Genomic DNA, 20528 nt, shown 5'->3' on the forward strand with positions numbered 1-20528 from the left:
CTTACTTTTAACCAATATATGGATTAATTGTCTTACAACCAAAAAGAAAAAGCGAGAATATGAACATATCCTCGCTTGTACTCGCTTAGTTGTGGACGACACCTTTCTCTTTCAAGCCGAGCGCCATCGCTGTCGATTCGTGAATCGTCTTGAACAGTTCCGGGTGATCGGAGAGTGAGACGCCATAAGACGGCACCATCTCTTTGATTTTCGGTTCCCATTCCGGCATCCGGCTTGGGAAGCACTGCTCGAGCACTTTTAACATGACGTGCACGGCCGTTGAGGCGCCCGGTGACGCACCGAGAAGTGCTGCGACCGATCCATCTTCGGCGCTGACGACTTCCGTTCCGAACTGGAGAGTCCCTTTACCGTCTGGCGTGTCTTTGATGACTTGCACGCGTTGTCCGGCGACGACAATTTCCCAGTCCTCATTCTTCGCGGTCGGAATGAATTCGCGGAGCTCGTCCATCCGTTTGTTGTGCGACAAGAGCACCTGCTCAATCAAATATTTCGTGAGCGGCATCTCTTTCGCCCCAGCCGCGAGCATCGTCACGACGTTGTATGGTTTGACCGATTGGATGAGGTCGAGGTTCGAGCCCGTTTTCAAGAACTTCGGCGTGAAGCCGGCGAACGGTCCGAACAACAACTCTTTGCGTCCTTCGATGAAGCGCGTGTCGAGGTGTGGCACCGACATCGGCGGTGCGCCGACTTTCGCTTTGCCGTATACTTTCGCATTGTGCTGTTCGATGACGTCACGGTTCTTACAGACGAGGAACAGACCACTTACCGGGAATCCGCCGATGTGCTTCGACTCCGGGATGCCCGTCTTTTGAAGGAGCGGTAGGCTTCCACCACCGCCACCGATAAACAGGAACGGCGCCGTGTGCGTCTCAATCGTGTTCGCCTCGATGTCTTTCACTTTCACTTCCCACAATCCGTTCGCCAACCGTTTCACGTCCTCGACGCTATGCTTGTAATTGACCTCGACGCCTTGGCCGGTCAAATGATCGAACAGCATCCGTGTGAGCGCACCGAAGTTGACGTCTGTACCCGAGTCGATTTTCGTCGCCGCAATCGGCTCATCGACAGAACGACCTTCCATGACGATCGGCATCCATTCCCGAAGCTGTTCCGGGTCATCAGATAACAACATACCCTCAAACAACGGATTTTTTGTGAGCGCTTCCAAACGTCGCTTCAAGAAGTCGACGTCTTTCTCGCCTTGGACCATGCTCATATGTGGAATCGAACGGATGAACGCTTCCGGGTTTCGAATCAAGCCTTTATTGACGAGATGCGCCCAAAACTGACGCGAGATTTGGAACTGCTCGTTCACGTTGATCGCTTTCGAGATATCGAGCGTGCCATCCGGCTTCTCGGTCGTATAGTTCAACTCGCAGAGGGCGGCATGTCCCGTCCCGGCGTTGTTCCATTCGTTCGAACTCTCTTCCCCTGCACTTTCGAGCTTCTCAAACACTTTGACTTCCCACTCTGGTACGAGCTCTTTAAAAAGCGACCCGAGCGTCGCACTCATGATGCCTGCACCAATCAAAATGACGTCTGTTCTCTTTTGAACACTGCTCATGAAAACCCCATCCTTCTCCCCTGGATTTGTGTATGAGACGATTCGGTAAATCCCCATTCGCCGACTCGCCCCGTTTATAATTGTTATATTGATTATAACGCTTTTGTGATGTTTGATAAGGGTTAAGTACGGATTTCATCCATGAAACTTTTGAAGGGGGGCATGCAATCCGTGAAGCGCGGCATCCGTTTTAAAATCCCGAATACATATGGACGCTTTCTGGCCGACATGTTGAGTCCCATCGATATCACCTCTTACAGCTGGTTCGTCGGTGGTGAGGAATCGTATCGTGTGAAGAACGGCGACCTCGATCAACCGTTGTTTCCTGGAGAGACCGAGGTAGATGGAGAAACGTTTTCTCATTTGATTCATCAGGATGAGCACTATCTCATCTTCGCGAATTTAAAGGCCTTTTCGAAAGGACCGGTGAAAGACATTGAGACGTATGAGGCGTTTCGTGATAGCCATTGTGACCTTGCCCTGCTCATCGTCGACTCCACGTTCGTCGATATGTACTGCAAAGATCAACAAATGATTGAATCACTCTATACGCACGCCCTATCCCGTTCCTTTGAGGACGTCGCCTATTTGACCGACGTCAACGATACGAGGACGAGTTTGACCGTCTGGTAAGCACCCAACCCTATAACGAAGGAGGATCCATCATGTCTACGTTCTATCTCATCCGTCATTGCTCGGCGACTGGCCAAGAACCGGACGCCCCACTCACTGAAGACGGCGAACAACAAGCACTCGCCCTTGCTGACTTCTTTCGAGACATTCCCGTCGACCGCATCATCTCGAGCGACTATACGCGAGCTACTGCCTCGATCGCACCACTCGCCACATCCAAGCAACTGACCATCGAGACGGAGCCGAGGTTGCGCGAACGCATCCTCTCGCTCGAACCGCGCGACGATTGGTTCGAACTGCTCCGTCATTCGTTCACCGATGCCTCGTTCCGTGTGCCGGGTGCCGAGTCAGGTCAAGATGCGACGGACCGGATTTTGAGCGTCATCGAATCACTCGACGACGTAAACGGCACGACCGTCCTCGTGACACACGGCAACCTGCTTGCACTACTTCTTCAACATGTGGATAACCGCTTCGACTTCGACACGTGGCGCACACTCAGTAATCCCGACGTCTATCGCCTCAAAGTTGTGGATAACTCTTGGGCCGTGGAACGCGTCTGGTCCGTCCCTGCCTGTGGATAACGTTATCCACAGAAAAAGCCGTCTCGTAAATGAGACGGCTTTCGTTTTATTTCTCCACAAAGAACATCGAGATGGCCCCAAGACCGACATGCGTCCCGACCGAGACGCCCATCTGCATGAGGTAAATCTCGCCGTCAAAGTCGGATTCGGCTTGAATCTTCGCCTTCAAGTTCTCGGCAATCTTTTGATCTGACGTATAGCCGATGATGACAAAGTTGGTAATGTCCTTGTCGCAGCGTTTGATGAACTCGTCCGTATAGTGCTTGAGCACTTTTCGCGTTCCCCGCTCTTTGGCGACGATGGCCCCTTTGCCGTTCTTCATACTCATGATCGGCTTGACCATCAACAGCTTTCCGATGATGGCACTCGCGTTCGAGATACGACCGCTCTTAATCAAGTGATCCAAGTCGTCGACCGACAAGAAGTGCTTCACTTTCAGCTTATACGTCTCGTTGAAGTCGACGAGCTCCTCGAACGTCGCCCCGGCTTCACGCATCTGGGCGCTCTTCATTAACAACCAACCGCTGCCATGGCTCATTGAGCGTGAGTCGACGATATGAATTTTCACCGTCGAATCGGGATGCGCCTCTTCGAAATATTCTTTACCGAGCACGGCCGATTGATACGATCCGCTCGTCCCGCTCGACATGCAGATGCAAAGAATCTCGTCATGTCCGCTCTCGACAGCCTCTTCCATCAGCTTCATAAATGTCGCCGGGCTCGGCATCCCCGTCGTCGGGAATTCCGGTAGCGCTTCCAACATTCCGTAAAACTCATCGGGTTGGATGTCGACACGGTCCTCATACGATTTATTGTCAATCGTAATGATGAGCGGCGCGACGCCAATCTCATATTTTGCTAAAATCTCATCGGATAAATCGCAAGTTGAATCTGCTAGTAATTTAATCATAGTACCCTCCAAAAATCGCTCCTGAGTGACGAGAATCGTCCTAGACCACTACGTCGATTCAGACGTCACGATAGGACTTCTCCATTGTATCAGATATGGAGGGGTAGATGTTTTTTTGCCAGGCCTGAATATGCGTTGGCTTGTTCGTGCCGAAGCAGCCATTCCTTCCGCCACAGTCCGCCCGCATAACCCGTCAACGTCCCATTCGATCCGATGACGCGATGGCACGGGATGACGATGCTCAACCGGTTGCGTCCGTTGGCACTGCCGACGGCCCGGACGGCGCGGTCCCGACCTAGTTTCACGGCCAGTTCTCGATAAGACGCCGTCACGGCATATGGGATTGTCGCCAACGTCTGCCAGACATCTTGCTGAAAAGGTGTTCCCTCGACTTCATACGGGAACGTAAACGTTTGCCTGCGTCCGTTGAAGTACTCGTCAATTTCTCGGTAGCACATCGTCAACACGTCTGGCGTCGTCTTATCCGCTTCAAAGCAGACGTCATCGCGTTCGACGAACAGGATGGAACGGATGGCCATCTCTGTCCCGACAATCTCCAGAATGCCAATCGGACTCATATAGTCCAGTCTATACGTCTCCATACAATGACCTCCATAAATAGAATGTGGCGTACGCTTCCCATCCGGCAAACCGTTCCCCGTACAACCTCACTTCGTTCGCCGTCAACTTGTCGCTTCGCCCGAGGTGATGCTTCAACGCTTGGTGCAGACCGGCGTCCGCGACCGGGAACGCCGTCGGGTCTTGGAAACACTTCATCCGCACATACGCGGCCGTCCACTCCCCGACACCGCGTAAGCTCAGCAACCGTTCATGCATCACGTCGGGTGGCTCGCTCCGTAATTGCTGTTTCGACAATCGTCCGACCGTCATTTCCTGGGCGATGCCGATAATATATTCTGCTTTCCGGGTGCTGAATTGGAGCGGTCTCAGTTCACCCGGGTCGAGCTGTGCAATCGTCTCTGGGCTCGGGAACGCCCAGTACGTCACGTCGTCCACTTCCCGGGATGGTCCGTAGCGCTCGACGAACCGTCGTTTCAGCGTATAGGCGAACGACAGCGTGATCTGTTGACCGATGACGGCCCACGTGAGCGCTTCGAACAAGTCTGGGAAGCCGATCAGTCGCAGCCCTGCGTACTCTCGGACGAGCGGACGCAACAGTTCATCCGTTTCAGCCATCCGCACGAACGCGGCGACGTCTTGGTCGAGGTCGAACCAGTCGCGGACGTATCGTTCCACGTGTTCTTGTTCCGCGCTCGTGATGTCGTCTTCCGGGAACACGATGACAAGGCCATGAGACGTCTCCATGATGTCCCCGAGCAGCAATCGTCCGTCCACATCGAACAGTTTGGAGACGGACGTTTCGCGGGCGACATGCATCACTTCATCGTTTGAGCGTCGTAAAAACTGCAGACATTGTTGAAAGTCAAACGGAGCGGTGACGTGAATCTCGAACGACGAGCGACTCATCGGCTCCCCCCTTTCGATACCTGCTCGGTGAACAACCCTTTAAGCGCCGGAAGACGCGATAAAAGTTGGATGGGGTTTGAAAGCCGACCTCATAACAGACGGCAAGATTGTTCATGTCCGTCGTCCGCAACAGATGGGCCGCCTTGTCGATGCGAACTTTTTCGAGCAGACGACGCGGCGTCTCGCCCGTCGCCTGGGTGAACGTCCGCTCCACATAGAACGGGCTCAAGTTGACATGCTCGGCAATCTCCTCGAGTTTGAGCGGCCGTTTGTAATGCGTGAGCACGAACGCCGTCACGTCATGGACGAGCGCGCTCGCCGGACTACGGTCGACCTCGGGCTGACATCGTTTGCACGGCCGAAAACCGGACGACTCCGCTTCCGCTTTCGTCTCATAGAAATCGACATTCTCTCGCTTCGGTTTCCGCGAGCGGCACGAGGGACGACAGTAAATCCCGGTCGTCTTGACCGCGGTATAGAACTGTCCGTCATATGTCGCGTCACAGGCGATCACTTTCTCCCACTTCTCTTCAAACGTCAGCATCTCAGTCCCCCCTTTTGTTTTACTGTATCAGATTGATTTTCGTTCACTCGTCCTGTTTCTTGCGCTTACAGTCTATATTCCCACGGTTCACGAATCTCATTGATTTTGAATCCGTCTTCCCGTCTGACTCGTACTATGATTACATGGCTCAATTGAGTACACTTTAGCTAATCAAGCCAGAAGGAGTACATACGATGCAAAAGCGATTTTCCTGGAAACAACTGAAATGGTTGCTTCCATTCCTATTGATTGGATTGATTCTATATCAGAGTGGCCAAGAGCTCCAAAACCTGTCGCTCGCCGCGGCGTTTCAAACGTTAGAGGCGTTGACGGGCTTCGAACAAATCGCTTTGATTGGACTCGGACTCGTCGCCGTTTTGACAATGACCGGCTACGACTACTTTTTACTGCGCTCGCTCGACGTCCAGCTCCCGCTCGCGAAGCTGCTCCGCGCGGCATGGATCACCAACGCGATGAACGGCATGATCGGGTTTGGTGGCGTCATCGGCATCGCGCTCCGGACGTCGCTGTATCGTCCATATACGGACACGAAGCGTTTGCTCCGGGCCATCGGTTGGATGACCCCGACGCTCATCAGCGGCTTGTCGCTGCTTGCCGCAGGGGTGCTCCTCGGGTTTTTCCCGGCCGGTGCGCTCACCGGAACGAAACAGTGGATTTGGCCGGTGCTCCTCGCGACACTCGCCGTCCTGCCGCTCTACATATATGTGACGCGGAAGCGGTCGAACTTAGATTGGCCGACCTTGCTCGGCTATATCGCGACGTCGCTCGCCGAATGGGTGACGGCTGGACTCGTCGCCTTGTATGCCCTGCATTTGCTCGGAGGCGAGGCAACGCTCACTGCCATGATGGGTATCTTCATCGTCGCGACCATCGTCGGGGTCGTCTCGCTCGTCCCGGGTGGTGTCGGTTCGTTTGATCTATTATACCTCGTCGGGATGACCCAGCTCGGCATCGACCAAGAGATTGTCCTGTCTTCCTTGATCGTCTATCGCTTCGTCTATTTCATCGTCCCGTTCATGATCGGGCTGTTTTTGGCGGCGCTCGTCTTCGGAGACCAGGTCGTCAAACAGATTGAGTATAAGCCGATGATCGGGTCGTCTTATGAGATCGGGACCGTCGTCTGGCGCATCGTGTCGCGTACACTTGCCAAGACCGGACGGCTCGCCGGAAGCCTGATTGCATTGATGACGAGCCTCGTCCTATGGTTTCAGACGTTGTTGCCGAGCGTGTCACCGCTCTATTCGACTGCCCTTTGGTTACAGTGGATCGGTACGCTCGCGCTGTTCAGCGCCGGTCTGTTGACGCTACTGACCACGTTCGGGATGTACATCCGGACGAAACGCGTGCTCTGGCTCGTCTGGATCGCATGTATCGTCGCCGGCATCGGTGTCATCGCACGCGGCTTCAATTTGTTCGAAGCGTTCGTCGTCGGTGGGTTCGCCTTGTTCGTGTGGTTGACCCGGAGCCAGCACAAACGCTATCGCTCCATCGTGACCATCAGCCGCTTCGTCCGCAACATCGCCTATGTCGCGCTATATGTCGGCACGCATGCGTTCCTGCTGCAGTCGTTCAGTCAGACTGACACGATTTTCTTCGATTCGGAAGCAGCCGCCGGGTTAAGCATCGCTGCCGTCGTTTTGTCCGGACTGCTGTTGATTGGCATCTTCATGCTGTTCAACCGGTTGAAACGTCCGAAGCTCGGCTCACCGTTCGAACCGTCCCGCTTCGCGGCGTTTCAAGCTACGCATGCGACGACGAGCGCATTCGATTTGGCCTATATGAACGACAAGCTCGTCTACTATGGGCCAGACGACGAGGCATGTCTCTTGTTTGCTAAATCCGGCAATCACGCCATCGTCCTCGGGGATGTGCAAGGAGCGCGGGACGCCGCATCACACCTGTTGCTCGCCTTTATCGAAGAGACGGACCGCCTCGGCTATATCCCACTCTTTTATCAGGTCACCCCGGACTGGATGCCGCGTCTGCACGACGCCGGGTTCACGTTCTTCAAGCTCGGGGAAGAGGCGACGGTCGATGTCGCCACGTTCTCGCTCACCGGGAAAAAGCGCGCCAACATGCGCTCGCTCCATAATCAATTCACGAAGCGAGGCTACACGGCCGACGTCGTCATGAATCCGTCGCCTGAGTTGATCACATCATTGCGCGGCATCTCGGACGACTGGCTCGGCAATCGAAGCGAGAAAGGGTTTTCGCTCGGCTTTTTCAATGAGCAGACCTTGCCCCATTATCCGGTCGCCCTCCTTCGTGACGAGACGGGACAAGTCGTCGCCTTCATCACTCTCCTCCGCGGCAACGATACCGTCTCCATCGATTTGATGCGCTCTCACGGTGACGCCCTGCCCGGATCTATCGAAGTGCTGATTCTGCACGTGATCGAGTGGGCGCGGGACAATGGCTATGCCCACGTCGGCCTCGGCATGGCGCCGCTCGCCTCGGTCGGGGAGCAACCGTTCGCGTACTGGCCGGAGCGGATTGCGGCCGACATCTTCGAGAACATCAGTTACATCTATCCGTTCAGCGGGCTCCGTCAATTCAAACGCAAGTTCACACCGAGGTGGGAAGCCAGATATTTGGCCATCCGCAAGCGTCGTAAACTGCTGCCGTCCTTGCTTCGGACGGCACGGTTGATCAGTCGGAAACGAGAGTCTTAAAACGCCAAAGAGCGCCTCGCATGCGAGGCGCTCTTGCTTTCGCTTATTTTACGGTCACGCTGACGTTGTCGATCGTCACATCGTGCGCGCCGAGCGGCGAGCCTTCCGTGCGGCCGAGCAAGAATTTCATCGCTGTCATGTCCGTCTGGCCCATCGTGAGCTCGAACTCGTACGACTTCGTCTCAGGAGTGACTTGGACGATTTCGCTCAAGTAACGCGTGTAGGCCGCGTTCTCGATTGTCACTTCCATGTTGCGGGCCACAGTTGATGAAGCGTCAAAGCGCACGACGTACGCTTGACCTGCATGCAACTCGAGGCCACCTTGTTCCATGAGCACGCTCCACGGCTCTTGTCCTTCTTGTGTGATTGACAAGCGAGCCGCCTCGTTCACCGCTTCAACTGCCGCTTGGGCGTCAAAGTGGACGTATGAGCCCCAGTGCGTCAATCCTTCTGTGAACGAACCGTTCTTGAGCGGTGACGGGTCAACCTCGACCGGTGTCACATCCAATAATTGTACATCGTCGAGTGTGATTTCACCTTTCGCTGAACCGAGGACGAATTGGAGTTGGCTCAACAAGTCCGTCTCTTGTCCCATCGTGAACGGGATTTCGATTGACTGGAAGTCGCGCGTCAACGCCACGTCTTGGAGAGGGAGATACGCGTCGCCGTCCAATCCATTCAAGCCGACTTGAAGCGATTTGATGCGTTCCGATTTTGCGTTGAAGCGAAGCACGTACTCACGGCCTTCCGTCAATTGGATGCCATTTTGGACGAGTGTTGCCGGTTGCCCTTTCTTCGCGTTCGTCACGAACTCGAAATGACGCGCTTCCTCATCCACTGTGCCGGTGCCTTTCGTCGCGCCTGGGTCGAACTGCCAGTACGTCAAGCGGTCCATTGCCCCTTGGTCGAACGTTCCGTTATAGACGTGGTTGCCGTCTCCGAGCGCCGGTTTCGTCGCGTTCGGGTCGAGCGCTTCACGCGGCGTCTGTTCGACGCGGACGTTCCCGATTTGGACGCCTGCCGTGCTGAGACCGACGTTGAACTCGAGGCGTGCCGCGAGATCCGTGTCTTCTGTCATGTCGAACGTCATCGAATACGTCTGGACGTCGGTCGTCAAATCGAACGAGCCTTCATCCGAATATTTGGCGTAACCACGGTCTGGTCCGCCGCCGACTTTGACAGCGATCGAGCGGGCCGAGTCGGCACTCGCGTCGAACGTCACTTTGTAGTGACCGCCTTTGCCGAGTGACACGTTTTGAATCAATTGGTGCGAGTACGGCTGACTGCCCGCTTGTGTGATTGAGATATCTGCGAAGCGCGAACCTGCCTGCTCAATCACGTCGATAGTTCCAACTCCACCGAAGTCCGGGAGCGCCACATAGTTCCAATTCATCGGGTCGAGCGCCTGCGAACCGTTCGTCACGGTCGTGATTGGCTCCGTGTAGCCTTGGTCGTAGACGAGGTTGCCGTCTTCAGACGGTTGTTTCGCTCCGTCCGGAAGCACGATCGTTTCATCCGTATACACCGGTTCGACCGCTTCGCGATAGTCGCGGTTCTTCAAATCGAAGACGCGAACGTAATCGACTTTCATATCAGCTGGGAATGGTGTCGTCGCATCGACGTCCCCGTCAAACCAGCCGCCGACGGCCAAGTTCATAATCAAATAGAAGTTTTGGTCGAACGGTGCCGGATAGCTGTATTTCGTCGCTTGGTTCAACCCTTTCGAGTACCAATCGTTTTGAGTCTGATACAATTTTCCGTCGACGTACCAGCGCAACTCGCCTGGCTCCCACTCGACCGCATATGTATGCCATTTGTCGATGCCGTCGCCTTCTTCGAAGTGGTAGTCTTTACCGGTATATTTATTGTTCGGCCAGTTCTCGCCGTAATGGATTGTCCCGGCGACCTTGTCAGGCTGGCTGCCCCATGCTTCCATGATGTCGATTTCACCAGACGCGGCCCAGGCGCCGTAGCGGTCCTGTTCCGGCAACATCCAGAATGCTGGCCATAGCCCTTTGCCGGTCGGGAGCTTCGCACGCATCTCATAACGGCCGTATGTTTGACTGAACTTGCCTTTGGTCGTCAACTTCGCTGACGTGAAATCGTATGACCCGAGTTCGTCTGTCACTTGTTCTTTTTTGGCACGGATGACGAGGTTCCCGTCTTCTACGAAAGCGTTTTCGTTTTTGTTCGTGTAAAATTGCTTCTCATTGTTTCCCCAACCTGGTGTGACTGGCGTGCCATCTTTATCCTTCAACCAGTTCCCCGTGTCAAAGTTCCATTTCGTTTGGTCGATTTCTGATTCGTTGAACTCATCCGACCAGACGAGCTTCCATTTCGTGTTATCTTTTTTCTCCGGTTTTTCGGCAGATGCGCCTTGTGCGGCAGATAGGACAAGACCGGTCCCGAGTGCAAGTGCGACCCATTTCTTCATTACATTTCCTCCCTTAGCATGAATGAAGGCAGGGACGACACAATCGACCTTGCCTTTATTGAGTGACGTACAAATTGAAATCGCTTTCCGAAAGCGCTTTCGTTAACGTCATTATAAATTTTTTCCATGCCTCGATTCAACCGTTTTCTTGAAGTGAAATGAAAATGACATAAAAAAGCATCGACGATGAATCAAGTCGATGCTTCCGTAACGGTCCAATTTGAAATCGTGACGTTGAATCCAGGCGCTTCCTTATCCGGACTACAGGCGTATGGCCCGACGCGTAACGTCGACACGTCATGGAGATGGGCAATCCGCAACTGCTCACGCGTACCATCCTCGTATTCGAAGAACACCTCAACATCGCCATCTGTATAGACGAGTTCGAACGTCAACGGTCCGTAAATGTCTTTATTCGGGAAATCTCGCGTCGACCAATCCGAGTAGCCAAAGGATGTAACGACGGCCCCAAGATGTGACGGTCCGTCCGGGATATACTCGACGGACGTCTTGAGCCAATGATCGTCGTTGATGTACAACAGGATGCCGGCCTGATCGTATGTATGGCTCGGCTCCATCTGAATCGTCGCCCGACACGTGAAGCGTTCGACCGAAACGTCCGTCACGAAAGCGTGCGCTGTCATCCGGTTGAAGCCGTAATGGGTGTTCCGCCAGAAGTCGGTGTCTGGTGCCGTCTGAAATGTCAGGCGTTCACTTGCATTTACTTTGTCTGGTTCATTGATCCACTTGTATGGCTGCCACATGATTGATTCCTCCCCACTGTCCTCGCATCGCGAACAATAATGGAATCATCCCCTCGTGATACGGGATGAATTCGCCTGAACGGATCATGTCGAGAATCGTCGCCTCATCCGCCCACTTTACGGCCTGCACTTCTGATTCCTGTAACGTCAACTCGTCGAGGTCGATTTCGGCCTCGACAAGATAGATGTCGTCGAATCCTTCGTCAAAATTGACCGTCAAATGCGGTCGTGTGTGGGCTAAGTCGAGCTTCAGCCCGATCTCTTCTTCGAGCTCGCGCATCGCCGCCTGTTGGCTCGTATCACCGACCGTTGCGCTGCCGCCGACGGTGATGTCCCACATGTTCGCCCAACCGTCCTTGAACGGTTGGCGTTGCTGAATCAACATCTGTCCGTCCTTGTTAAAAATGCAGACGTGGATGACGAGATGATAATCCCCGTTCTCGAGACGGTTGCCCCGCTGCCACGTCCGCCCTGTCTTCTTGCGGTCCACATCATACACATCCCAAAATTCCATCGTTCCATCCCCTTCATGTCGCCGCGCTAGCACCTGCGGCCTGGTCTGCCTTCGCACAATCGATGGCGACGACGATCGAGATGAGCATGTGCTCCATCGTCTCGTCCATCACTTGAATCTCGTAACTGTCACCCCATGACAACCATTTCTTCTGGACGCTGCCGATAACTTGCCCGTTCTGCATCACTTGGAAGTCCATGTCCCACCAGTTGCCTTGCACATCGATGCCGGCCGCATCAATCGTATAACGCGGTTTGAATAACGTAAACTCTTTCGAAATCGTGACCGTCTCCTGCCCTTCGACGTCGACATAGAACTTCGGCAAGAAACTGAACGTCTTTTTCGTGATTGTCGTAATCTCGTGGCCGTCTTTGTCTGAGATTGTGAACGATTTCGGCAGCTTCATGAAGCTCCCTTCGACGAAGTAACGATCGTTTTCCTCTGCATCTTTGATAGTGAAGCGTCCGCGCAGGCTAAATACCTTCTGTTTCATGTAGAGCGTGTTCATCGTCATCCCTCCGATTGAGTGTGATACCTTATATACGGAACAATACCCAAATCGATTCAGTTTCCTTCAACGCTGATATGACTCTTCGAGAGGATGTCTGGAAGATCCGCCAATCGATTGATGACATGGTCCGCCTGGCGCAACTCGTCTTCTTGAGAAAAATCGAATCGACACCCGACGGCAGTCAGAGCGTTCGTTTGCGCCGCTACAATATCTGAAAGTCGATCACCGACGACGAATCCGTCTTGAATGTTATGAGTTGTCAGGATGTGAGCCACCAAATCACTTTTATTCAACGTTTCGATGTGCTCGATGCTGTATGTTGCTGTAATCCAGTCGTGCAAGCCATAGTGCGACACAATCGCCTCCAAATAGGGGATTAAACCGTTGCTCGCGATATACAGGGTACAATTCATCGCCGTCAGTTTCTCAAACAACGCAACCACCCCTGGGTAGAGTGCCCCGTTGCCAATTCGAATATTTTCGATTAAGCGGTTCAAGAAATAATGGTCTGCTGCGTCTCGAACAGACACCGAATACTCGGGGAGCAATGTCTCCCACACGACAGGCAAGGGAACTCCCATAATCTCACGATATTGTTCAATCGGTGTATCACCTTCCCATCCCTCATTCTTGCGTAAAAAGTGAAACGTTTCGTCAAGCGCCTTTTCTAAGATGGTCTCTGTCCGAAACAAGGTGCCGTCCATATCAAAAATAATGGAAGTGTTCATACATGTTCCCCTTACAATGAAATGACATTTAATGGTTTATTTATCATACAACTTTTTGTTCAAGATGCACTACAATCAGTCACCATTCATCTGACATTACTCATTAAGGAGGAGCGTACTTGCTAAATCATATTTCAATCGAACTTGATGTACATTCGTTAATATACTCGAATCAAATCGTTGGCAATATTGCCGTCGTCATCGATTTCCATGATTATTTCCCGGGACAAGGTTGGTCGGATTTCGTCGCCATCGTCTTGAACTGGTGGGCCGACAATGCCCGTGCCCTCGTATTCGCCCCGTTGCGAGAGACATACTCGTTTCAGTTCATGGACGGTCCGATTCGGATAGCGGCTAAAAAAATGACCGCCACAGACGTTGAGCTCACATTTGTAGAAGAGGGTCATCCTAAGACGCTTATGGGGACTGTATCGCTTGAGGGATTGAAAGATGCACTCATCAAAGCCAGTCATCAGTTACTCAATGCTGTGGATCGGAACGGATGGAAAAACGAGGAAATCGAACAACTCCGTTATGCCGTCAAAATGCTTCGGACATACTAAAGCGCCATCTCGTTTCACATCCGAAGTGAATATAAATCAACTCAGTATCGCTGTATATCTTTCATGTTTTAAAACCAAAAAAGAATCGACGCCTGGTCGATTCTCTGTTCACTCTTTCAACGCCGTTTCGACGAACGTCATCAATGCGTCCAAATTGGTCATGTGTTCGTTGCACGAGGCACTGTCTGTGCATACATACGTCCCAATCGCTTTATAATAGTCAGGATTTTTCGCTTGTTTCGTCTTGGTGATGGTCACACAATACGACACTTGTGCAAACTGGTTACAGAAGGCGCAAATATTTTTCTTCGCGTTTGAGCTTGCCTTACACTCAATTCCAATGAGCTGATGATCCTTCTCGCAAACGATATATTTCCGATTGGAGCGCAGGTCGTTCCAGCTCATATAGGACATCCGATTCACATTGAGATTATCTCGGTCTGGAAGTCTCAGTTTTTTCTGTTTGGGAAACATTTTTTTCACGTGTTGTTCCGTAACTTGAGGGAATGACCGGACATGAGGTCTTAGGCCGTCTATAAAAGCGTCATACGATTCATCTGTTTTTAAAGTTGATACGTCCATCATCGCGAGTTGAGCTGCCGTCGCCTCAGGAAACAGATATGCGATTTTAGCATTGGCCAAATCGATGACGGCTTGCAGCACGGAAGCCGGCAAGCTTTTCTTTCGGCTGTCTCGAATGATTTCCACTTGTTCTTGAATGAAGTTGAATTGATGGTTTTCAATAAATCGCTCTAGCATGCTCAGTCATCCTTTCTCAATCCTGACTTCTTTCAGTGTAAAGGATTTTACAAGACAAGATTGCACCGACTTCAAGTTAGAACTGTTTTATACAAAAACGGCACAATCGCAACTATGCGACGTGCCGTTGATTAATTTGAAGAGTAAACGATTTTTCGAATGGTCGTGACAGCCAAATGATAGTCAGCCGCCAACTCTTCGACCCGAGTCCCCTTCGCAAAGGATGTTCGAATCGCTTCATTCCGCTGCTCAAGCAACTGTTTGCCACCACTCACCGTTCCCCAGCGCTTCTTGTCTTGAACGGTCCGCGGGACGTAAAGCGTCTCCCCTTGGACGTATCGTTGAACTTCTTGAAGCAACTCCTCTGGAAGGACATGTTGCGCATTTACGTACTTCATATCTGCTCGCTCCTTATTCAAAATCCGACAATAAGGAAGCAAAGCCATTGTTGTAAAAGATTACCTAGCGATCAAATGAAACGTTCTGCCCCATGCAAATGATCGCCCTTGTGACAACTGGCTTTGCATGAGTGATTGAAGACTTAGAAAATCTCAAACGATTTTCCACGTATATGCGCCCCCTTTCCAATCACAAGATGTTGACCTCATTATACAAAATATCTCGTGATGTTTAAAAGGCAGGCGAACATATACGATGAAGAGCTCTTGTTGATCATCCGTTTTTCATGCTGAACGAGTCGACGAGCGTGAACGTGATGTCTTTCACGTCGAGACCGCCGAGCGCGAAGTAGAGTTGCAAGTAGTTGTGTTGGTTCAAGAAGAACACTTGCTTCGTCTGCGTCACCCATTCTCCGTCCGTCCCGTTGAACGTGAACGTCGGGCCTGGGATGTTGTTGGCGAACAACGTGACCGGCATCTGGGCGAGTTCGCCCGCGTCCGACTTCGCCGTGATTGTCACGTCGTATGTGCCCGTCTCATCGACCGAGACGGCAAAGACGTGGGTGTTCCCCGTCGATGTGTCGGCGTCACTCAGACTGACGCTTTCCCCGTTTTCGAGGTGGCGATACGTCACATCGAAATCGATGGCTTGTCCGGCCTCTTCGTCGAGCCCGACCACCTCGACCGTGCCGTCATGAATGCCGAGCTCGCGCTCCATCGCCGGAGACTGCAAGACGAAACGACAGATGTTCGCCGCACTCCGGAGCAGTTCACCGCGCGTCAATGTCCCAGCAGCGAGCGCCGCGCCCGTATTGTCATCGAACGAGTTCGTGTCCGGACGGTCGACGACCATATACAAGTCGTTTTGCGACTGGACCATCGCCGCCGTGTTCTGACGGTTCGCCGGCTCGTCTTCATGGTGATTCACTTTCGCCCACCAGTCGGTCATGACGATACCCTCAAAGCCCCACTCGTCCCGGAGGATACGTGTGTTCTGGTCATACAATCCGGCCGTCCAGACGCCGTTGACGGCGCCATACGTCGTCATGATCGATGTCGCCTTGCCTTCTTTGACGGCCATCTCGAACCCTTTCAAGTAAATCTCACGTAGCGCCCGCTCCGAGACGATGGAGTCGATATCGTGACGGTGCGCCTCTTGGTTGTTGGCGCTGAAGTGCTTGAGCGTTCCTGTCACACCGACGCGATGCATCCCATTCAATTGGGCGATCGCCATCTTGCCGGTCACGTGCGGGTCTTCCGAGAAGTACTCGAAGTTCCGGCCGTTCAGCGGGTTGCGGTGAATGTTCATCCCAGGTCCGAGGAGCGTATCGACGCGATTTTTTCGCATCTCGAGTCCGGTCATCTCGAACAGGTCTTCCACTAACTGGACGTTGAACGTCGAAGCGAGGAGCGTCCCGTTCGGAAGGGCGAACGCCTTCGTCCCGATGTCCATCCGGATGCCGGACGGACCGTCCGCGCAACATGCCGCTGGAATGCCGAGTTCGTTCAAGCGGTCCGATACCCCACCGAACGCAGCTGCCGTCCCCGGCGTCACCCGTGGCGAGTTCATCCCTTGTCCACGCACGATGCAGGCGAGATCCTCGTCCGACAATTGATCGAGGAACGCATCGAGCTCGACCTTGCCCGCGTAGACGTCCTTCAGTGTGATGCCGTTGTCACCGGCGTAGTCGCGCGTGACCGGACGTTCGGCGAGGTAGCGCGCCTCGATATCGACTGCGCGGAGGGGTGTCGGCACGTATTCGACCAAATAGCCGTTCTCGCCGACGACCGGCTTGATGCGATCGAACGGAGTGACCGGGGCCATGTTCTCGCTGAGTGTCTCGACGACTTGTTGGGTATCCACTTCATACGTGAACACCGGTTGTGCCGAACGGACGTCGGTCCCAAGGTGAAGCGTGTATGTGCCGGCCTCGAGGACGAAGCTTGACACGTGCCCGGTCGCGCCGTGATCGTCATAGCTCGCGAAGTCCGTGACCGGGACGCTGAGTGTGAGCGTCGTCCGTTCCCCCGGTGCGAGTGTGTCCGTTTTAGCGAAGGCGACGAGCGAACGCGCTGGGTTGCCGAGCACACCTTGCGGCTTCTCGACGTAAAGTTGGACGACTTCTTTTCCTTCAACGGCGCCTGTGTTTGTCACATCGACGGTCACCGTGATTACGCCATCCTGTTCGCTCGCTGTCGCGACGTCGGTCGTGAACGTCGTATACGATAAGCCGAACCCGAACGGATAGAGCACTGAATCCTTAGCGAACGTCTCGAAATAGCGGTAGCCGACGTAGATGTCTTCTTGGTAGATGCCCTTGTCCGCATGTCCGAAGTTTTTCGTCGATGGGTAGTCCTCAATCGATTTGGCAATCGTATCGGTCAGCTTACCAGATGGCGTGACGGCACCCGTCAAGACGTCGACGAGTCCAGTCCCGCCTTCCATACCGCCTTGCCACGTATAAAGAATCGCGCTCGGCTGGTGCGCCCAGTCCATGTCGATGATATTGCCGACGTTCAAGACGACAGCCGTCTTCGTGAATGTTTTTGATACCTTCTCAATCAATGCCTGCTCGATGTCCGTCAACAAATAGCTGCCCGGGTCGGCCGTGTTGTCCCGGTCCTCACCGGCCGTGCGTCCGATGAAGATGAGCGCCAAATCAGAAGCCCCGGCCGCTTCCGCGACGAGCTCGTCCGTCACTTCCATCTCCGGCTGCGACCACGGTTCTCCGGCCCAGCCGACACCTTGGTCGAACGGGTTCGCCTCGACCCACGTCTCATACGTCTCAAGAAGCGATGCATTCAATTGAACCCCTTCGGTCGCCTGAAGCGCCTCGAGCGGACTCGTCACATGCGAGACGTTGACCATCCCGCCTGACCCCGTGCCGCTCTTGTAGTAGTTGAATTGGCTGCGTCCGAACACAGAAACGGTCGTCTCTGCTTGAATCGGAAGCGTCGCGTGCTCGTTCTTCAAGAGGACGGCCCCTTCTGAGACGGCTGTCCGCGCCAATTGTTTATATGTATCCCAGTTCAATGTGTAAGTCTTCATCGTGTCATCTCCTTCATTCCATTTGCGATTTCAATCATGCAGTCTTCGGCTTGCGGGTAGTCGCCGAGCTTGTCCATAAAGGCGTGGTCCATCCCGCGGTATTGAATCAGTCGTGTCGGTACGCCGTCGCGTGCGAGTTTACGCGCATACGCCTCGCCTTCGAGACGAAGGTAATCGTATTCGGCCGTGATGATCAAAGCCGGCGGTAAGCCAGTCACATCATTCGCGAACAACGGGGAGACGAGCGGGTCGGTCAGTTCGGCCTTGCCCTGTAAGTACACATGGTTGAGCAAACCGTCAGAATCACCGAGCGCCATGACGACGCCACGGATCAAGTCGTGGTGGTGCTTGATCTCATAATCGTCGAGTTTCCATTCGTAATCGTCTGTCGGGATTGAGCCTAGATTGACGACCGGATAAATGAGCGCCTGGAAACGAATCATGTTCGTCTCGTTCGATTGGTCGAGTAAGCAACAAGCGGTCGCCAAGTTGCCACCGGCACTGTCGCCGGCGACGGCGATTCGTTCGTTCCGTACATTCAGCTCGTCGGCCTGCTCGTATACCCATTCAACCGCTCGGTAGCAGTCGTTCAGTCCGGCCGGAAACGGATGCTCCGGCGCGAGCCGGTAATCGACCGAGACGACGAGAGCGTTCGCTTTCTCCGCGAGCAGTTTACACGGGTTCTCGACCGTATCGAGCGTCCCTCCAAAGAAACCGCCACCGTGAAAGAACAGGATGGCCGGTAACGTCTCTTCGGTGCGCGGTCGATAGAGACGCGCCGGGATGTCACCGTCAGCGCTCGGAATCATAACATGATTTGTCGTGATGTCCGTCGTCGTCATGTCCTGGTTCGGCCAACCCATGCTGGCACGGGCCGATGCCAAGTCGAATGACGTCTCCGGCTCGGATGCGGCATAGCCTTGGATGACGGCCAGGACGCGCGGGTCCAAATCCCCGCTGACATCCGAGTCGGGAATCGGTTTGATGATTGTCTCGACACGGTCTATTGTGTGGACTTGTCGAGCTGTCTCGAGTTGTTCTGCCAATACACGATACGTCTCACGTGAATTCAACATGATATGTAGTCCCCTTTCCATAGGCAAAATTGACACGTAGATTCAATTCCCTGATTCCTTACTGATTCGTCCTACTCAACAAGAAAAAATTGACAATTATCCAGCTTTTCCATACCATTCTACTAATGCTCCAGTAGAAAGGATTGATGTCCATATGTCACAACCAGTTCGATACGACGTCGCCGTCATCGGCGCCGGCACGATGGGTATGTCAGCTGCCTCGCTTTTGACGGAACGCGGTGCCCATACGCTCGTCATCGATGCGTTCGACCCGCCTCATAACAAAGGCAGCCATCACGGGGACACCCGGATGATCCGACATGCCTACGGGGAAGGTCGTGCGTATGTCTCACTCGTCAAACGGGCCCAAAAACTATGGGAAGAGCTCGACCATACGTCGCAGTATCCAATTTTCAAGAAAACGGGCGTGCTCGGTCTCGGGCCACGCGACTCGGCGTTTCTAGACGAGACAATCGCCTCGGCCAAGAAGTATGACTTGCCGCTCCAACTGTTATCGAAACAAGATGTCGAGACGCGCTGGCCTGGGATTTCAATCCCGGACGACTATATCGGTTGCTATGAGACCGAGTCGGGACTGCTCTACAGCGAGAACGCGATTCGAGCGTATCGCGAACGAGCCACCGCAAATGGCGCCGAGCTCGTCATGAACACGCCGGTCGAGTCACTCGAATTCCATGAGGACGGGGTCACCATCGTCACGTCCGAGGCGACGTTTTACGCCAAGAAAGTGATTGTCACAGTCGGGGCCTGGGCGAAACAACTGCTCCCCGACCTGTTGCTCCCGCTCGCACCGACCCGGAAAGTCGTCGGTTGGTTCGATGCGGATGAGACGCTTTATTCGGATGCGTCGTTCCCGTCGTTCTTCGTCGAGGAAGATGACCGGATGTTCTATGGATTCCCAAGTCTTGACGGGGCCGGACTAAAAGTCGGACGGACCGACGGCGGTCAGGCCATCAATCCGAACCTACATACGCAAGACTTCGGTCGCTATGAAGCCGACGAAGGCGATTTGCGCCACTTCCTCGAGACGTATATGCCAGAGGCAAACGGTGCCTTGAATCAAGGCAAGACATGCCTGTATACGATGTCGGACGATCACGACTTCATCGTCGATGTTCATCCCGAACATCACAACGTAATCATCGCCTGCGGTTTCTCAGGTCACGGCTTCAAGTTCGGCAGTGTCATGGGCGAAGTGCTGAGTCAGCTCACGCTAGACGGACAGACACCATTCGATTTGAGTCGCTTCCGTCTCGCTCGTTTTCGTGCATGAA

General features: G+C 53.6%; 19 protein-coding genes. 5 read left to right on the forward strand and 14 right to left on the reverse strand.

The window, feature by feature from the left end:
* Positions 1 to 85: 85 nt before the first annotated feature.
* On the reverse strand, positions 86 to 1585 hold the full coding sequence (gene mqo, locus KNO58_RS10630; protein ID WP_214753765.1) for a malate dehydrogenase (quinone): 1500 nt from the start codon (positions 1583 to 1585) through the stop codon (positions 86 to 88).
* A 162-nt stretch (positions 1586 to 1747) separates the two neighbouring features.
* Here mqo and KNO58_RS10635 point away from each other — a divergent pair, with 162 nt between their 5' ends.
* Both KNO58_RS10635 and KNO58_RS10640 read left to right on the forward strand, forming a co-directional pair.
* A complete protein-coding gene (locus KNO58_RS10635; protein WP_251026204.1) occupies positions 1748 to 2218 on the forward strand; it encodes a DUF2691 family protein in 471 nt (156 codons plus the stop codon).
* A 32-nt stretch (positions 2219 to 2250) separates the two neighbouring features.
* Entirely contained in the window at positions 2251 to 2802 is a 552-nt protein-coding gene (locus tag KNO58_RS10640) for a histidine phosphatase family protein (RefSeq protein WP_214753767.1), read from the forward strand.
* Between the two features lie 46 nt (positions 2803 to 2848).
* On the opposite strand, the gene KNO58_RS10645 is transcribed toward KNO58_RS10640, so the two are convergent.
* The 4 genes from KNO58_RS10645 to KNO58_RS10660 form a co-directional block, all read right to left on the reverse strand.
* A complete protein-coding gene (locus KNO58_RS10645; RefSeq protein WP_214753769.1) occupies positions 2849 to 3712 on the reverse strand; it encodes a DegV family protein in 864 nt (287 codons plus the stop codon).
* An 89-nt stretch (positions 3713 to 3801) separates the two neighbouring features.
* On the reverse strand, positions 3802 to 4314 hold the full coding sequence (locus tag KNO58_RS10650; RefSeq protein WP_214753771.1) for a methylated-DNA--[protein]-cysteine S-methyltransferase: 513 nt from the start codon (positions 4312 to 4314) through the stop codon (positions 3802 to 3804).
* Positions 4301 to 5200 carry a DNA-3-methyladenine glycosylase family protein gene (locus KNO58_RS10655; RefSeq protein ID WP_214753773.1) on the reverse strand — a complete coding sequence of 300 codons (900 nt, stop codon included), beginning with the start codon at positions 5198 to 5200 and terminating at the stop codon, positions 4301 to 4303. The genes KNO58_RS10650 and KNO58_RS10655 overlap by 14 nt, the downstream gene beginning before the upstream one ends.
* Positions 5157 to 5744 (reverse strand): bifunctional transcriptional activator/DNA repair enzyme AdaA, encoded by a 588-nt coding sequence (locus tag KNO58_RS10660; protein ID WP_214753775.1) that lies wholly within the window; start codon positions 5742 to 5744, stop codon positions 5157 to 5159. The genes KNO58_RS10655 and KNO58_RS10660 overlap by 44 nt, the downstream gene beginning before the upstream one ends.
* A 194-nt stretch (positions 5745 to 5938) precedes the next feature.
* On the opposite strand from KNO58_RS10660, the gene mprF reads away from it, so the two are divergent.
* Positions 5939 to 8437, forward strand: a complete 2499-nt coding sequence (mprF, locus tag KNO58_RS10665; RefSeq protein ID WP_214753777.1) for a bifunctional lysylphosphatidylglycerol flippase/synthetase MprF — start codon at positions 5939 to 5941, stop codon at positions 8435 to 8437.
* Positions 8438 to 8480: 43 nt separating this feature from the next.
* Here the strand turns inward: mprF and KNO58_RS10670 are convergent, their stop codons facing one another.
* From KNO58_RS10670 to KNO58_RS10690, 5 genes are all read right to left on the reverse strand, one after another.
* A complete protein-coding gene (locus KNO58_RS10670; protein ID WP_214753779.1) occupies positions 8481 to 10871 on the reverse strand; it encodes a carbohydrate binding domain-containing protein in 2391 nt (796 codons plus the stop codon).
* Between the two features lie 191 nt (positions 10872 to 11062).
* The gene (locus tag KNO58_RS10675) at positions 11063 to 11635 is read right to left on the reverse strand and encodes a DUF1349 domain-containing protein (protein ID WP_214753781.1); all 573 of its coding nucleotides are present in this window, start codon (positions 11633 to 11635) and stop codon (positions 11063 to 11065) included.
* Complete coding sequence (locus tag KNO58_RS10680; protein ID WP_214753783.1) at positions 11607 to 12149, reverse strand: NUDIX hydrolase; 543 nt, start codon at positions 12147 to 12149, stop codon at positions 11607 to 11609. Before KNO58_RS10680 ends, KNO58_RS10675 begins: the two co-directional genes overlap by 29 nt.
* Before the next feature lie 13 nt (positions 12150 to 12162).
* Complete coding sequence (locus KNO58_RS10685; RefSeq protein ID WP_214753785.1) at positions 12163 to 12657, reverse strand: LURP-one-related/scramblase family protein; 495 nt, start codon at positions 12655 to 12657, stop codon at positions 12163 to 12165.
* A 56-nt stretch (positions 12658 to 12713) separates the two neighbouring features.
* A complete protein-coding gene (locus KNO58_RS10690; protein ID WP_214753787.1) occupies positions 12714 to 13388 on the reverse strand; it encodes an HAD family hydrolase in 675 nt (224 codons plus the stop codon).
* Between the two features lie 119 nt (positions 13389 to 13507).
* Between KNO58_RS10690 and KNO58_RS10695 the strand changes: the two genes are divergently transcribed.
* Complete coding sequence (locus KNO58_RS10695) at positions 13508 to 13951, forward strand: hypothetical protein (protein WP_214753789.1); 444 nt, start codon at positions 13508 to 13510, stop codon at positions 13949 to 13951.
* Between the two features lie 108 nt (positions 13952 to 14059).
* Here the strand turns inward: KNO58_RS10695 and KNO58_RS10700 are convergent, their stop codons facing one another.
* From KNO58_RS10700 to KNO58_RS10715, 4 genes are all read right to left on the reverse strand, one after another.
* The gene (locus KNO58_RS10700; protein WP_214753791.1) at positions 14060 to 14710 is read right to left on the reverse strand and encodes a FusB/FusC family EF-G-binding protein; all 651 of its coding nucleotides are present in this window, start codon (positions 14708 to 14710) and stop codon (positions 14060 to 14062) included.
* Between the two features lie 131 nt (positions 14711 to 14841).
* Positions 14842 to 15108, reverse strand: a complete 267-nt coding sequence (locus tag KNO58_RS10705) for a CD3324 family protein (protein ID WP_214753793.1) — start codon at positions 15106 to 15108, stop codon at positions 14842 to 14844.
* 274 nt (positions 15109 to 15382) lie between these two features.
* Positions 15383 to 18157: a glycoside hydrolase family 3 C-terminal domain-containing protein gene (locus tag KNO58_RS10710; protein WP_214753795.1), complete on the reverse strand. Its 2775-nt coding sequence runs from the start codon at positions 18155 to 18157 to the stop codon at positions 15383 to 15385.
* Entirely contained in the window at positions 18154 to 19233 is a 1080-nt protein-coding gene (locus KNO58_RS10715) for an alpha/beta hydrolase (protein WP_214753797.1), read from the reverse strand. Before KNO58_RS10715 ends, KNO58_RS10710 begins: the two co-directional genes overlap by 4 nt.
* A 154-nt stretch (positions 19234 to 19387) precedes the next feature.
* On the opposite strand from KNO58_RS10715, the gene solA reads away from it, so the two are divergent.
* Complete coding sequence (gene solA, locus KNO58_RS10720) at positions 19388 to 20527, forward strand: N-methyl-L-tryptophan oxidase (protein ID WP_214753799.1); 1140 nt, start codon at positions 19388 to 19390, stop codon at positions 20525 to 20527.
* Position 20528: the final 1 nt, after the last annotated feature.

Source organism: Exiguobacterium sp. J17977, assembly GCF_018616375.1.
Lineage (GTDB): Bacteria > Bacillota > Bacilli > Exiguobacteriales > Exiguobacteriaceae > Exiguobacterium > Exiguobacterium mexicanum.